The 14483-nt window shown below is 55.2% G+C and carries 10 protein-coding genes and 1 CRISPR repeat array; of the genes, 6 read left to right on the top strand and 4 right to left on the bottom strand.

Going from position 1 to position 14483, the window contains the following annotated elements:
• Positions 1-21: 21 nt before the first annotated feature.
• Both BLT69_RS01970 and BLT69_RS01975 read right to left on the bottom strand, forming a co-directional pair.
• The gene (locus BLT69_RS01970) at positions 22-606 is read right to left on the bottom strand and encodes a DUF1003 domain-containing protein (RefSeq protein WP_058236161.1); all 585 of its coding nucleotides are present in this window, start codon (positions 604-606) and stop codon (positions 22-24) included.
• Positions 599-1906 (bottom strand): magnesium transporter MgtE N-terminal domain-containing protein, encoded by a 1308-nt coding sequence (locus tag BLT69_RS01975; protein ID WP_257590375.1) that lies wholly within the window; start codon positions 1904-1906, stop codon positions 599-601. Before BLT69_RS01975 ends, BLT69_RS01970 begins: the two co-directional genes overlap by 8 nt.
• 95 nt (positions 1907-2001) lie before the next feature.
• On the opposite strand from BLT69_RS01975, the gene BLT69_RS01980 reads away from it, so the two are divergent.
• Complete coding sequence (locus BLT69_RS01980) at positions 2002-2694, top strand: YflT domain-containing protein (RefSeq protein WP_058236159.1); 693 nt, start codon at positions 2002-2004, stop codon at positions 2692-2694.
• Between the two features lie 28 nt (positions 2695-2722).
• Here BLT69_RS01980 and BLT69_RS01985 read toward each other — a convergent pair whose 3' ends face one another.
• The gene (locus tag BLT69_RS01985; RefSeq protein ID WP_092648267.1) at positions 2723-4273 is read right to left on the bottom strand and encodes an aminopeptidase P family protein; all 1551 of its coding nucleotides are present in this window, start codon (positions 4271-4273) and stop codon (positions 2723-2725) included.
• Positions 4274-4358: 85 nt separating this feature from the next.
• On the opposite strand from BLT69_RS01985, the gene BLT69_RS01990 reads away from it, so the two are divergent.
• The 5 genes from BLT69_RS01990 (at position 4359) to cas2 (ending at position 10537) form a co-directional block, all read left to right on the top strand.
• Positions 4359-5207, top strand: coding sequence for a PHP domain-containing protein (locus BLT69_RS01990; protein WP_092648268.1), 849 nt, complete (start codon positions 4359-4361; stop codon positions 5205-5207).
• On the top strand, positions 5204-5839 hold the full coding sequence (locus BLT69_RS01995; RefSeq protein ID WP_058236156.1) for a MarC family protein: 636 nt from the start codon (positions 5204-5206) through the stop codon (positions 5837-5839). Before BLT69_RS01990 ends, BLT69_RS01995 begins: the two co-directional genes overlap by 4 nt.
• Positions 5840-6011: 172 nt before the next feature.
• Positions 6012-9299, top strand: a complete 3288-nt coding sequence (gene cas9 / locus BLT69_RS02000; RefSeq protein WP_092648269.1) for a type II CRISPR RNA-guided endonuclease Cas9 — start codon at positions 6012-6014, stop codon at positions 9297-9299.
• Between the two features lie 8 nt (positions 9300-9307).
• On the top strand, positions 9308-10204 hold the full coding sequence (gene cas1 / locus BLT69_RS02005) for a type II CRISPR-associated endonuclease Cas1 (protein ID WP_092648270.1): 897 nt from the start codon (positions 9308-9310) through the stop codon (positions 10202-10204).
• A 27-nt stretch (positions 10205-10231) separates the two neighbouring features.
• Positions 10232-10537 carry a CRISPR-associated endonuclease Cas2 gene (gene cas2, locus BLT69_RS02010; RefSeq protein WP_307876273.1) on the top strand — a complete coding sequence of 102 codons (306 nt, stop codon included), beginning with the start codon at positions 10232-10234 and terminating at the stop codon, positions 10535-10537.
• A gap of 49 nt (positions 10538-10586) precedes the next feature.
• A CRISPR array of direct repeats spans positions 10587-12670; the repeat unit is 36 nt; unit sequence GAAGTCTATCAAAGGGAAAGGTGACTGATTCCCAAC.
• A 93-nt stretch (positions 12671-12763) separates the two neighbouring features.
• Here the strand turns inward: cas2 and BLT69_RS02015 are convergent.
• Positions 12764-14470, bottom strand: coding sequence for an SWIM zinc finger family protein (locus tag BLT69_RS02015; RefSeq protein ID WP_092648272.1), 1707 nt, complete (start codon positions 14468-14470; stop codon positions 12764-12766).
• Positions 14471-14483: the final 13 nt, after the last annotated feature.

Genomic DNA, 14483 nt, shown 5'->3' on the forward strand with positions numbered 1-14483 from the left:
GCCACACGGGGACGGATAATGCTAGGCGTCCTTCTGCCCAGCCAGTTCGGCGCGGACCTGTTGGGTCACTTCCTGGCGGACTTCGTCTTCCAGTTCGGCGCGGATCCGGGCGCGTAGGGACGCCTCGTCGGTTCCGTTGCCTTCCTGGAGTTCGTCGAGCATGTCACGAAGTTCGGAGCGTACGAAGTCGCGGGTGGCCATATCCTGCAGGCTCAAACGCAAACCGGCGATCTCGCGCGTGAGGTATTCCGTGTCCGTCAGGTTGCGTTCGGCGCGCTGCCGGTCCTGCTCGGCCTGTACGCGGTCACGATCGTCCTGACGGTTCTGCGCCAGCAGGATCAGAGGTGCCGAGTACGATGCCTGCAGTGACAGCATCAGCGTCAGTGCGGTGAAACCAAGTTCTGCCTTGTCGAATTGGAGCCTGTCGGGCGCCAGAGTGTTCCAGCCGATCCACAGGGCGACGAACACCGTCAGATAGACGATGAACTGCGGGGTGCCGGAAAAACGCGCGAGGCGTTCGGCTGCGCGCCCCATTCCTTCCGATTCGAGGTTGATGCGCGGGAGCCTGCGGCGGCGGTCAGCGGGTGTGTCCAAACGGTCAGCCATCGATGCTCCTTGCCATCAACTTGTCGGTCACGTCATCATCAAAGTCACGCCAGTCGGTCGGCAGCAACGCGTCCAGGACGTCGTCAACGGAGACAGCGCCCAGAAGAACGTCGTCCTCGTCGGTGACGGGCACCAGAGACAGGTTGTACGTTGCCATCAGACGAGTGACTGTCGCGATGTGAACGGTGGGGGAGACGGCCTCAATGTCATCATCGAGGATCGTTCCCAACAGTGTTTGGGGTGGTTCACGCAGCGCGCGCTGGATGTGCACAACCCCCAGGAACGGGCCGGTCGGTGTTTCCTGGGGTGGGCGCGTGACACACACGATGGATGCCAGCGATGCGGGCAGGTCAGTGCGCCGCACAGCGGCCAGCATCTGCGCCACGGTTGCGTCAGGGCCGAGGATGACGGGCTCGGTGGTCATCAGCGAGCCGGCCGTTGATTCGGCATAGGTCAGCAGCCTTCGCACGTCCTGTGCTTCTTCGGGACCCATCCGAGCCAGCAGGGATTGCGCAATCGGATCAGGCAGCTCAGAGATCAGGTCGGCCGCGTCGTCAGGCTGCATTTCGTCGAGGATGTCGGCGGCGCGTCCAGTCTCCAATGCGGACACGATTTGCACGCGGTCATCATCACCGAGTTCTTCGAGCACGTCGGCCAGTCGGTGTTCAGGCAGTTCCTGAGCGACCGCGAGCTGGCGGTCAGCGGGCAGGTCATGCAGGAAGTCCGCCAGGTCAGCTGCCTTCATGTCCTCGGTGTATTGGATGAGTGCGGTGGCGGTCTGGTCGGAGTCGGCAATGAAGAGTCCGGTGGTTTGTGGAATATCGACGGTCAGGGTTTCGCCTCCGCGGCGGAATCCCAACGTGTTGAGGCGCTGGCGCTGGACATGCAGTTTGGTGAGCACCCAGTCACGAGGGCGACGCTGCTCCATCGCCACGTCGAGGATTTTTGCTTCGCCGCTGCCATCGTTCATTGTGATGATGCGGTCGAAGAGCTGGGAAATGACGAGTGCTTCAGCTGGCCGCTGATTGAAGCGGCGCAGATTCAGCAGGCCTGTGATGATAACAGCTCCGGATTCGATGGAGGTGACGCGAGTGAAAGGCAGGAAGATCCTGCGACGCGGTCCGACCTCGATGACGAAGCCGATGACGTTCGCCGGGGTCTTGAGTCGCATGGCCACGACGACGTCATGGATGGTGCCAACTTTTTCACCCAACGGGTCAAAAACGCCTGTGCCGGCAAGCTTGGCGACGAAGATGCGGCGACGTCCGGGCGTCACGGTGGTTGGAGCAGCAGTATTCACACAATCAGTCTAGGCTGAATTCATACGCGTCAGGTGATGTGAGGTTTCACGAGGCGCAGGAAAACTTTATGGTGTGATGTGAAAGAGGATTAAAAATGGCACGCCGCCACGGTTCGGCGCTCCTTGCGCCAACAATGCCATCCGGTACAGAGGTTGGCTCATACAAGACCTATATGGAAGCGTCAGATGCGGTTGACTATCTGAGTGATCAGGGATTCGATGTTCAGTTCATCACGATTGTCGGCACGGACCTGCACATGGTGGAGCGTGTGACCGGCAAGCTGACGACCGGGAAGGTCGCTGCGTCGGGCGCTGCGTCGGGCGCATTGTGGGGCGCGTTCATTGGACTGCTGATGTCCTTTTCACTCCAAAGCAACATGTTGCCGTTCATGCTGCTGTCGCTGGGTGGTGGCGCACTGATCGGTGTCATCATGTCGGTGCTGTTCTACGCGCTGACAGGGTCGCGTCGAGATTTCACGTCGCATTCACAGACCGTAGCCTCACGCTACGCGGTGCTGGCAGCGGCGCAGATTGAAGAGGCCTACAAGTTGCTGCAAAATACGCGTGGCAACCTGATCCAGCCGATCCGTCAGCGCAGGCAGCGCCCGGAACCGACTGGTCCGACTGAGTACGGCTCACGTGCTGATGAACAGCCACGTTTCGGTGTGCGCCTGGAAGAAGGACAGCGCGAGCAAGACCAGGAACAGGCGGACGAGGCTCCACGGAATGAATCGGTCGACCCGTGGGCGGCGCCCAGCAAGGAAGGCGGGGACACCGCTCAGCAGTAGCCCCCGCCTTCGTGCGAACGGTCAGCGGTTACTTGCCGCTGGCCTGCACCTCGGCAATCCACGCTTCGACATCGTCGATGGTGCGGGGAATGTCCTCGGAGATGCGGGTCACTGAACCATCAGCGTTGACCTGCACGTCATCTTCAATACGCACGCCGATTCCGCGCAGCTCCTCGGGAACAGCGAGGTCGTCGGCACGGAAGTACAGTCCCGGCTCAATGGTGAAGGTCATACCTGGCTCCAGCAGCGCATCCTGATACAGCTCGCGACGAGCCTGCGCGCAGTCATGCACGTCGAGACCCAGGTGGTGAGACGTGCCGTGCGGCATCCACCGGCGGTGCTGCTGGCCTTCACTGGACAGCGACTCCTTCGCGCTGACCGGCAGAATGCCCCACTGCTCGAGGCGATCCGCCAGTACCTCCATCGCCGCGTCATGAATATCGCGGAAACGGGTGTTCGGTTGCCTTGCACGCTTCAAGGCTGCTTCACACGCATCGAGCACAGCCTGGTAGACCTTCTTCTGCGGTTCGGTGAAGATGCCGTTGACAGGCAGTGTTCGGGTGATGTCGGCGGTGTAGAGGGAGTCGACTTCGATGCCGGCGTCGACCAGAACCAGGTCGCCCTCGCGAACGGGACCGTCATTGTCAATCCAGTGCAGAGTGTTTGCGTGATTACCGGAAGCGGCGATTGTTTCATAGCCCAAGCCGTTGCCCTCCTCGCGGGCGACAGCACCGAATGCACCTTCAATGACGCGCTCCCCACGGCGGTGTCCGACTGCGCGAGGCAGGCTGCGGATAATGTCATCAAAACCCTGTTTGGTGACCTCAACCGCGTGGCGCAGTTCCGACAGCTCGTATTCATCCTTCTTGAGGCGGATCTCAGACAGATGCTCCTGGAGCTTCTCATCATCGGGCAGTGCGTCCCCGCCGACGGGTAGCCCCGCCTGCTGGCGCACTTCGTTAACCATTGCTTCCACGTTCCCATCAACACCGGGCACGATGCGCAGCTGAACCTGGCCGGCATCTTTAGCCAGCGCGTCGCGCAGCGTGTCGATATGTGCGCACTTGAGGCCGGTCATTGCTTCCATCTCAGCGATCGACGGGCGCGCTCCCACCCAGAATTCGCCGTAGCGTGAATCAGCGTAGAACTCCTCTGAGGATCGTGAGGCGCGCGGCTTGAAGTACAGGACAGCTTCATGGGTAGCGCCCGACGCGTCACCCTCGTCAATGGGGTCGAGGACGAGGACGGTGTCAGGCTCTTTTTCCCCACCCAGGCCGGACAGGTGCGCGAACGCTGAATGCGGGCGGAAACGGTAGTCGCAGTCATTGGAACGTACCTTGTAGGTGCCGGCTGGAATAACCAGGCGCTGTCCGGCAAAGGGTGCTCCGGCAAGTTGGTGCCGGGCTGCCAGGTAGTCCGCTGCTCCGCCTTGTTCGGGCAGGTCACTGGGACGAGGACCCCAGTTCGAGCCGATGAAAGCGCGGAACGCCTCTGAGGTGGGACGGCGCGAGCGCGTATTGCCGCGGTCAGCCATCGTTTGATCAGTTGATTGTTCAGTTTCGGTTTCGTTCTCACTCATGCTTCTATGTTCTCACTTTCAGCGATCAATGCTGCGCTGAGCCCTCCAGTTTTCCTTAGCGCGCGTGTGCCGATACGGTACATACATGATCCGCATTGACCCGCATACTCACTCGGCCTGCTCGGATGGGACGGACACTCCCGCTCAACTCATGATGGCTGCATCCCGCGTGGGCCTGGACGTGGTGGGGCTGACTGATCACGACACGACCGCCGGGTGGGAGGACGCGGCGGCGATGGTGGAGCGCACCGGGGTGGCGCTCATGCGTGGCATTGAAATGTCCACAGCGTCGAACGGGATCAGTGCTCACGTGCTGGCGTACATGCCTGACCCCTCGTTCCCTGAGCTGGTTGAGACGATGCGGCGCTCGCGGGAATCGCGCGAGGAACGGGCACGCAAGATTGTGCAGAACCTGTCGGCAGACTTTCCGATCACGTGGGACGCTGTCGTTGCGCAGACGCGGGGCGAGAACGTGCCGGTGGGGCGCCCTCACATTGCTGACGCATTGGTCGAGGCAGGTGTGTTCCCTGATCGGGGGGCTGCATTTGACGGAGCCCTGCATCCCTCGTTGAAGTACTACGTGCACTACTGGGCTCCTGACCCGGTTGATACCGTTCGTCTGATTCGTCGCGCGGGCGGTGTCCCGGTTCTGGCGCATCCGAGGGCGAGGGCGAGGCAGCGAATCCTGAGCGAAGACGTCATTGCTGACATGGCGGAAGCCGGTTTATTCGGTCTGGAACGTGACCACCGCGACCACGACGCTGCTGCTCGTGAGGAAGTGGAGCGCATCGCGGATCGGCTGGGACTGCATGTGACAGGATCGTCGGACTATCACGGCCAGGGAAAGCCGAACCAGCTTGGAGAAAATCTGACATCAGAGTATGTTTATCGGGCAGTGGAAGAACAAGCCAGCCTGGAGGTCGTACGCCCGTGAACGTCGCTGAGATCCTCAATATCGGTTTGCTCGCCACGACGTTTACGAAGCTGTTTGTCATCATGGACCCGATTGGGACGGTCCCGGTGTTTTTGTCGCTCACGGGGCGCTATTCGGTGGCCGACAAGAGGCGCGCCGCAGTGCAGGCCACGGTCACCTCGCTGGGTGTGATCTTGCTGTTCGCTGCGATCGGACAGTACATTTTGCAGTTCCTGGAGATTTCCACTGAATCGCTGCAACTGTCGGGCGGTTTCCTGTTGTTCCTGGTGGCGATGGAGTTGCTGACGGAAAAAGACCAGGACGAACCTGACACTGGGGATCACAATGTCAACGTCGCGCTGGTTCCGCTGGGCACGCCCCTCCTGGCCGGTCCGGGCGCAATCGTTGCCGTCATGGTGGCGGTGACGAATTCGGGTAAGACAATCTCGGGGTGGGTGGCAGTTGCCCTGGCGGTCGTGCTGATGCACGTGGTGATTTGGCTGACGATGCGTTTTTCCGTTGAGCTGGCCAAATTCCTGGGCCAGGGTGGCATCATGATCCTGACGAAGATCGCCGGTTTGCTGCTGGCGGCGATTGCCACACAGATGGTGATGACAGCGATCTTCACTTTTGTGCGTCATGCGGGGTTGTAGCGCTGAGCTAATTTTGTTGACATATCTATGGTTGAGTCATTATCATGATAATGACTGATTCTCAATAAGGTTTCGCCTTTGTTCGCGGAACTGATTGCTCCACCGGGCGCTTTTTAAGCGCCCGGTTTTCATTTTGGACCCAAATGCCATAGGGATGTGACACCCTATTCCCATGGAACAAGAAGCAATGACGCAACGGCATTATCGCGCAGGAATTGATGTTGGAACGAACTCAATAGGGTTTTCTCTCGTCGAGGTCGATGACGACGGTTATCCTACCGATCTAACAAATTCGGTGGTCGTTATACACGATTCGGGTGTCGATCCTGATGCGCAAGACGCAGGAGACTCACGCCGCGCTGTTTCAGGCGTAGCAAGGCGTGCACGACGTCTCTATAAACGGGCGAAGAAGCGCCTCGACAGGCTAGATGCGTATATTGAATCTTTAGGATGGCCGCTTATTGACCATGAGTCCTATCAAGATCCACGGCGGGCGTGGAGCATTCGGGCAGCCTTAGCAAATGAGCAAATTACTGATTCCACGGTCCTACATGAGTATTTGTCTGTTGCGATGGTGCATATTGCTCACCATCGGGGCTGGCGTAATCCATATCAACGAGTGGAATCTCTTTTACGAGAGCAAGAGCCAAGTAGCAAACTGGAAGGCCTGCGCAAACGCGTTGAGAATCTGATAGGCCGAAACCTTTCGGAAGATCTTACTGCTGGGCAGCTTATTAATGAGGCATTGCGGGTAAATCCCCAAACGAAGCTTCGAGGTTCTTCAGGATTACTGGGTGGGACACTGTTGCAATCAGACTATGTCATTGAAATCAGAAAAATTCAGGAAACGCAGGGTCTGTCCAGAGCACTTGTTGATGAATTGATTCGCCGTGTTTTTGATTCTGTTTCACCCGTAGGAAGTGCCCGGGAACGCGTTGGTAAGGATGCTCTGCCGGGGCAGCAACAGAAACCCCGTGCAGAAAAAGCCCAACCTGCTTTCCAGGTTTTTCGTATTGTCTCCGTTGTTGCCAACCTGCGAATCGGAAAAGGCAGGGAACAGCGCATACTGAGTAAGCAGGAAAAAGACACGGTTGTTGACTTTCTGTTGCATTCGAGTGCCCCAGAACAGATTACGTGGGATGCAGTTGCAGAGCTCTTGAAGATAGAGAGGCCCTCCCTCCGAGGGGTGGCACGAGCAGGCATAGATGGCGAGAGTGTCAGTGGACGGCCGCCAACTGATGCAACAACTCAGGTAATTCGTTCGTTGAAGATCCCGACGCTACAGGAGTGGTGGGAACAAGCGGATGAAATTGCTCAGGAAACTTTCATTGACCTCCGCTCAAATGTTGGCAGTGACGATCTTGACCCTGATTCTCTGCAGGAAATTACTCGCCTAATAAGTGCGTTTTCAGATGATGAAAGAGAAAAGCTTGAGGAAGCAACTTTCCCTATGGGAAGAGCAGTTTATAGCGTGGATTCTCTTCGCAGGCTGACCGAATGTATGCGGGAAGATGGAATTGATCTCTATGAGGCGCGAAGAAAAGAATTTGGTGTTTCTGAAGACTGGGAACCACCGGCGGAAGATATTGGCGCTCCTGTCGGCAACCCATCAGTCGATCGTGTTACGAAGCAGGTTGCCCGTTGGCTGAGTGCGGTTGAGAAGAGATGGGGCGTTCCTGATTCAATTAATATTGAGAATGTCCGGGATGGTTTTAGCAGTGAACACGTTACTCGTGAAATTATGCTCCAAAATAAGAAATCCCAAGAGCGTAATGAACGAATTGTCCACGAGATCCATGAGCGACGTGGAATTGATGGTCCTGTTAGGCGCTCTGACATCATAAGATATAAGGTTTTCTCGAGACAGGAAGGAATCTGTCTCTATTGCGGAGAGCCCCTATCGATCGAGAATTTCGAGGTTGACCACATCGTACCGAGGTCCGGTCCTTCATCGACGAACAAGATGCATAACCTAGCAGCGGTCTGCCGGACTTGCAATCATCAAAAATCAGGAATGCCGTTTGCTTTATGGGCAGAGAATTCTGATCGTGATGGCGTGAGCCTTGAGGGAGCAATCAACCGGGTTGGAATGTGGTTGCCTGATCCTGGTATGAGCCGAAAAGACTTTGGACGTCAGAAACAGGAAACGATACGCCGTCTTAAACGGAAACAGATAGATGAGCCTCTGGACGACAGATCAATGGAATCAGTCGCGTGGATGGCTAATGAACTGAGACGCCGGATTGACTACCACTTCAACCATGAGGAGAAAAAGACAGTTGTACGGGTTTTCCGAGGAAGTCTTACTGCTGAGGCGCGGCGTGCTTCCGGTCTTGAAGGCAAGGTGAAGTTGATTGGCGGGCACGGAAAAACACGTTTTGATCGGCGACATCATGCCATGGATGCTCTGACGATTGCTCTCTTAAGACCTTCAGTTGCTCACACTTTGGTACTGCGCCAGAATATTCGCTATGCAGAGCGTTTGACGCAGTCGCCACAGACGTGGAAGGAATTCACAGGCCTTACGATCGCTGATCGCCAAATATGGAATCACTGGCTGCAAGAAATGGATTTGGCTACCGAATATTTCAATTCTCGAATTAGCGCAGACACGATTCCGGTTATGCAAAATCTACGTCTTAAGCTTGGAAATGGAGCGGCGCACAAGGCGAAAATAGGCAAGCTTGAGCATGTCAAACTTTCCGATGCCATGCCAGTGCAATCGATTGATCGTGCTTCAACGCCTGCGCTTTGGTGGGTCTTGACGCACCAACCTGATTTTGATCGTGAAAGTGGTCTTCCAGCAGATCCGTCACGCCGTATTGTCGTGAATGGAGTTCACTACACTGGTGAAAGTGCAGTCGATCTTTTCCCGAAACTTGTTCCAGCAGTGAAAGTACGAAATGGATGGGCAAGCACAAGTTCTTCAATACACCATGTTCGCATTTTCAAAGTTGACGGGAAAAAACCCAAATACTATCAGCTGCGGGTTTTCAAGACAGATCTCATTCCGTATGCCCACGAAGATCTTTTCACAGTACAAATTCCAGCAAAATCGATTAGTGTGCGAACTGCGTTGCCAGCTTTACGAAAGGCAATAGCTTCTGGGCAGGCTAGACAGGTCGGATGGCTCGTTCGGGGCGATGAGCTTCGTTTGCGCGCAACAAACTTTACGAAGGGGAAGATCGCTGATTTCTTTCAAGATTTTCCGGATATGGTGTCTTGGAGGGTGACTGGTTTTGAGAGCACACGGCAGATTAATCTGCGACCATCATTGTTAGCGCTCGAAGGAGCGCCTGAGCAGATCTCCCCTGCAGTGCTTGAAATCTTAAATAGGAGCTGGCGACCAACCTTTAGTGACCTTTTCACCAATGGGAATCCAGTAATCATTCGACGTAATGCTCTGGGTGAGCCACGTGAAGCCAGCAATTCCGGACTACCTTTGAGCATGACATTATAGGTGGAAAAATGTCGGGGCAATGGCGCGTGCTGGATTTTCTTGGTTTCCGCGGGCAGGTTCGTTCAGTTCGCGGCGGTCTTGAAGTTTTTGACGAAAGTGGTCACGGCAGGCGAGTAGCGTGTGCGGATCTTGCAGTAGTGTTGTTTGGACCCGGAGTGGATTTTTCCTCGGGCGTTATGAACCGTCTAATGGATAACGCGACAGTACTTTTCTATTGTGATTGGCGCGGAATTCCACGCGGCGCTTCCTATCCTTGGTCAAATCATTCGAGAGTTGGTGCGCGTCAGATAGCTCAATGCGAGGTATCACTGCCTAAGAAGAAAAACGCGTGGGCTAAAATTGTCCGTGCAAAAATCATGGGGCAGGCGACGACGCTGAGATTGAAAGGAGCATCTGGCGCTGGAGAGTTGGTTGCTCTTTCTCGTCAAGTGCGTTCGGGCGATCCAGAGAACCTTGAAGCGCGTGCTGCCCGTATATATTGGAAGTCTTTTCTTCCTTCTGGGGTTCGACGAGAATATGGCGTGGGGAGGGACAATATTAATTCGTGTTTGGATTACGGGTACACGATTCTTCGAGGGCACGGAATCCGATCTGTCTTAGGCGCGGGATTGAATCCAGCCTTTGGACTGTTTCATCGGGGACGCGGTAATCTGTTTCATTTGGTCGACGACCTGATTGAGCCGTTCCGACCCGCCATTGATGCAGCTGTGTGGGATATCGGTTTGAGCGCGCGGCTTGCGGATCCGAGTGTGAGGAAGCAGCTGGTGGCGGCTACCACACAAAAGTTTCTTGATGATGGAACGTGTATTCCGACGGCATTTGACATGCTTGCCCAGAGTTATGGCCGCTATGTTGAGGGGGATGGCGCTCGATTTGATGTTCCTTACTGGCATGAGTTCGATTGAGCGGATTGTCTGATGGCGGATGGCCCAATGTGGTGCTTGGTGATGTTTGATCTTCCAGTCTTGACCAAGGTGCAGAGACGGGATGCCAGTAATTTTCGTCATTTTCTGCTAGATCGGGGTTTCTCAATGGTTCAGCTGAGCGTGTATGTGAAGTATTGGCCAACTTGCGGAATCGATATGGTCACAGTTAAGTCTATTAAAGGTGCTCTCCCGCCCGGTGGGCAGGTTCGTGTCATCCCGATTACAGATCGTCAGTGGTCGGGCGGTTTCAGATTCCAGTCTGCAACGGAGTGTCCTGTAGAGGACGAACCTGAGCAGCTAACAATTTTCTGACGGAATTATCTGCTTTTTCGGCAAAAATAGGCGGGAAACCTCTCCCTTGGAAGTCTATCAAAGGGAAAGGTGACTGATTCCCAACAATACAGGCCGCCGCAACCGACATTAGAGAAGTCTATCAAAGGGAAAGGTGACTGATTCCCAACAGTCGAACTAGCTAAAGACGGTGAAGCAGAAGTCTATCAAAGGGAAAGGTGACTGATTCCCAACCGTTGTTTCACGCACTCCGGTGCTCAACGAAGTCTATCAAAGGGAAAGGTGACTGATTCCCAACGAATCGAGCATAAGCACTTGTTTAAGTGGAAGTCTATCAAAGGGAAAGGTGACTGATTCCCAACGAAGTGAAACGACGTACGCTGAGGATTGGAAGTCTATCAAAGGGAAAGGTGACTGATTCCCAACCGCACAGCCTTGCAGGTGCTCGAGGATAGAAGTCTATCAAAGGGAAAGGTGACTGATTCCCAACCAATCACCGACCGCCTAGCCACGCTGGAGAAGTCTATCAAAGGGAAAGGTGACTGATTCCCAACCTGGCCTTCCCTACCGCGCGCGTGTCAAGAAGTCTATCAAAGGGAAAGGTGACTGATTCCCAACCCGAGGGGAATCTGCGCGGCGAGGGTGAGAAGTCTATCAAAGGGAAAGGTGACTGATTCCCAACTTGATGCGACGGTGTTGGAGATGATGGAGAAGTCTATCAAAGGGAAAGGTGACTGATTCCCAACCACGCAAGACCTCGACAAGATCCGATCAGAAGTCTATCAAAGGGAAAGGTGACTGATTCCCAACGGGGTCGCGTATGAGTGGAAGCGTCACGGAAGTCTATCAAAGGGAAAGGTGACTGATTCCCAACCTTGCGATTGCCTGGTCGTCGAGGCCTGGAAGTCTATCAAAGGGAAAGGTGACTGATTCCCAACAAGCCCCGCACGCGTCACAGCAGGCTGCGAAGTCTATCAAAGGGAAAGGTGACTGATTCCCAACGCGGTAAGGATGCGCGGCACCACAGGCCGAAGTCTATCAAAGGGAAAGGTGACTGATTCCCAACGGCACTAGGCAAGATTGTAGAGCTTATTGAAGTCTATCAAAGGGAAAGGTGACTGATTCCCAACTTGTGCAGGCGATTCCGATCATTATCCCGAAGTCTATCAAAGGGAAAGGTGACTGATTCCCAACCGCGAATGTCACTACCGCTTCGGGTGGCGAAGTCTATCAAAGGGAAAGGTGACTGATTCCCAACCGGCCGAGTCATGGCAGCTACTGAAAAAGAAGTCTATCAAAGGGAAAGGTGACTGATTCCCAACCGTTCAACGGGCTAAAGACCGGTGCGCAGAAGTCTATCAAAGGGAAAGGTGACTGATTCCCAACAGGATGCAGAGCGTTATATGAAATCCGAGAAGTCTATCAAAGGGAAAGGTGACTGATTCCCAACCTGCCAACCCTCACCAGCTGGCCCGTCGGAAGTCTATCAAAGGGAAAGGTGACTGATTCCCAACTGAGTTGCGCGCTTCCGGTGGGGTGGTGGAAGTCTATCAAAGGGAAAGGTGACTGATTCCCAACGCAGGTCTCGCCGCGCGCGCAGCAATCCGAAGTCTATCAAAGGGAAAGGTGACTGATTCCCAACGATACGAGCGCTTCCAGGTGGTCAGTGAGAAGTCTATCAAAGGGAAAGGTGACTGATTCCCAACTGAGTGTGGCTCGTGAGATCGGTGAGAGGAAGTCTATCAAAGGGAAAGGTGACTGATTCCCAACAACACGGGTTGCGTATCGTTGGCTACCGGAAGTCTATCAAAGGGAAAGGTGATTGATTCCCAACCGCCCCGGCGGTATCAGATATATCAAGCGAAGTCTATCAAAGGGAAAGGTGACTGATTCCCAACCAAGGACGCGGCTCCAGCACGTCACCAGGAAGTCTATCAAAGGGAAAGGTGACTGATTCCCAACTCGGCGAGGTGTGAGAGCTCATCGAGGCGAAGTCTATCAAAGGGAAAGGTGACTGATTCCCAACGTGTGTGGCTTGTTGTCGAACTGACCGCGAAGTCTATCAAAGGGAAAGGTGACTGATTCCCAACTGTAGTCCTCCGATGAGGAGGTCGAGTCGAAGTCTATCAAAGGGAAAGGTGACTGATTCCGAACTATCTTGCCCGATGCATGCTGCACAGTAGCGTAAGAAGCTGATGCTGTCTTGAAGAGTATTCGAATTGCGAATCCACGCGTGGTGATCGAATCTTAGCAAAAGCCGTCCTCATGGTATTTGTCCTCGCCGTCTTCAGCGTGGTCTGATCTCACCATCTCATCGGTGCCGTAGTAATACCGCAGTTGTTGGGAGAGCGTCTGCATGATTGGCTGATCGGGGTGGTCGTGCTGCCACTGGCGGGCGTACGTACACAGTAGTTTCAATACCGGTTGGGGCGAGTTTTCCTCCAAGCTCCACTTGTCCCGTTCAATGCGCTCAACTGCCAGACGGATTGCCTCGCAAGGACGCGGCTGGTCCTTGCTTAGAGCCAGCATCATCCACCGCTCGTTGACGCCCCAGCGATTCGCATAGTCCCACGCCCGTTCCCTGTCACCTTCAGCCAGCGCAAGGTCAATGGGTATGTCTGCGTCCGTCCAGGGCTGCTGCGCAATCCACTCGATGACTTGTTGGAGGACACGGGAGCGCTTATGCGCTTGTTCGCCGCATGTAAGCAAAAGATTCTGGAACCCGACACTTGGCGTCGAGGTGAAAGCGGTTCGTGCGATGGCAAGTGCGGTGCGTATGCGTTTGGCTGCCAGGCAGCACAGCACCGCCTCGCGAAGGGGAATGAGGAACGGCGAGTAACCTTGGGTCGCGTCGGTGCTGATGGCGTGTGCCTGATGGGCGCGCGCCACGACGTCAGCGGCCAGATCCGGCCGGTCGATGGCCTGTAGATCGTTAAAGAACATGCTGTAAGCGAAGCGATCGCCCTGCGTCGCGCACATGCGCAGCAGGGGAATGTCATCCTGGCACAGTGCCAAGTCGCGTAAGAGAGAGTTCTCGGCGCTTTCGACCTGGATTTTCTCATGTCTGCATTCGATCAGGTAGTCGCGATAGGCAGCCGTCGCTTCCTCGCCCAGGATAGGGATGATGTCTCTAGCTGAGGCTTCCCGCCATTCGTAATTCTCGACGAAATAGTGGGCTGTTTTACGGCCGGCTTCCTTTTCGGGCATCGTGGCCATCCATATCCAGACCAGCATCACTTCGAAAATCGTCTGCAGGTGATCGGCCCATTCACGAGCGTCGTCGTGTGGATCGTCGAAGACCAGTCGTTTGAAATCGGCAAGTGCGTTGTGGCAGATCTGTTCCAGCCCGTCGGTTAATCCAACGGTGATCAGCATCTTCATCTGCAGACCGAGTGACACTATCTCGTGTCTGTTTGCAGCGAGGTCGACCCAGGAGGGTTTCCCGTAGCAGAGAAAGATCCGGCTATACGCCTGCTGTACGAGCGCCGCAGACTGCTCGGGGGACCCAAAATTGAAACTCCACGCTGTGGCGAAGAGCTGGCCGACAGGAGGAAGTGCGGCCGCCATTTTGGAGTAATGCTGGAGGAGCTGGTGGTCGACTGATTGGATAAGCTTTTCGGCCAGCTCTGACGTGTCAAGGAGTTCTCGAGGCAGTGAAGGCGTTCCAGAATCTACTGATTGGCCGTGTTCGAGTAGAACCAGAGCGAGCGCGCATTGATGTTTGCAGAAGTGTCCGGCCTCGCCATGCGGGCAGCTGCACGCCCCATCCAGGGTTCCGTCATCTTCCCACAGCAGATCAACGTCGTACAGTGAGGTGCCTCGTACAGAGGCGTTGGCCCCGTGCTCTTCTATATGTGCATCCATCACGAAAGGCATATAGGGGCGTGCACGGTCGAAAACCTTATCGCCTGCGCGGGCTCGAATATCCTCAACGCTGAAGGGGAACTCATCCATAAACGAAGTATGA

Origin of the sequence: Schaalia radingae (genome assembly GCF_900106055.1) — a bacterium.
In the GTDB taxonomy this organism is placed as follows: Bacteria; Actinomycetota; Actinomycetes; order Actinomycetales; family Actinomycetaceae; genus Pauljensenia; species Pauljensenia radingae_A.

What these genes read in the sequence shown, in the direction of transcription:
- cas2 (WP_307876273.1), top strand. Translation starts at nt 10,232, where the DNA reads ATGTGGTGCTTGGTGATGTTTGATCTTCCAGTCTTGACCAAGGTGCAG.
- BLT69_RS02015 (WP_092648272.1), bottom strand. Translation starts at nt 14,470, where the DNA reads ATGGATGAGTTCCCCTTCAGCGTTGAGGATATTCGAGCCCGCGCAGGC.
- BLT69_RS01990 (WP_092648268.1), top strand. Translation starts at nt 4,359, where the DNA reads ATGATCCGCATTGACCCGCATACTCACTCGGCCTGCTCGGATGGGACG.
- BLT69_RS01980 (WP_058236159.1), top strand. Translation starts at nt 2,002, where the DNA reads ATGGCACGCCGCCACGGTTCGGCGCTCCTTGCGCCAACAATGCCATCC.
- cas9 (WP_092648269.1), top strand. Translation starts at nt 6,012, where the DNA reads ATGGAACAAGAAGCAATGACGCAACGGCATTATCGCGCAGGAATTGAT.
- BLT69_RS01970 (WP_058236161.1), bottom strand. Translation starts at nt 606, where the DNA reads ATGGCTGACCGTTTGGACACACCCGCTGACCGCCGCCGCAGGCTCCCG.
- cas1 (WP_092648270.1), top strand. Translation starts at nt 9,308, where the DNA reads ATGTCGGGGCAATGGCGCGTGCTGGATTTTCTTGGTTTCCGCGGGCAG.
- BLT69_RS01985 (WP_092648267.1), bottom strand. Translation starts at nt 4,273, where the DNA reads ATGAGTGAGAACGAAACCGAAACTGAACAATCAACTGATCAAACGATG.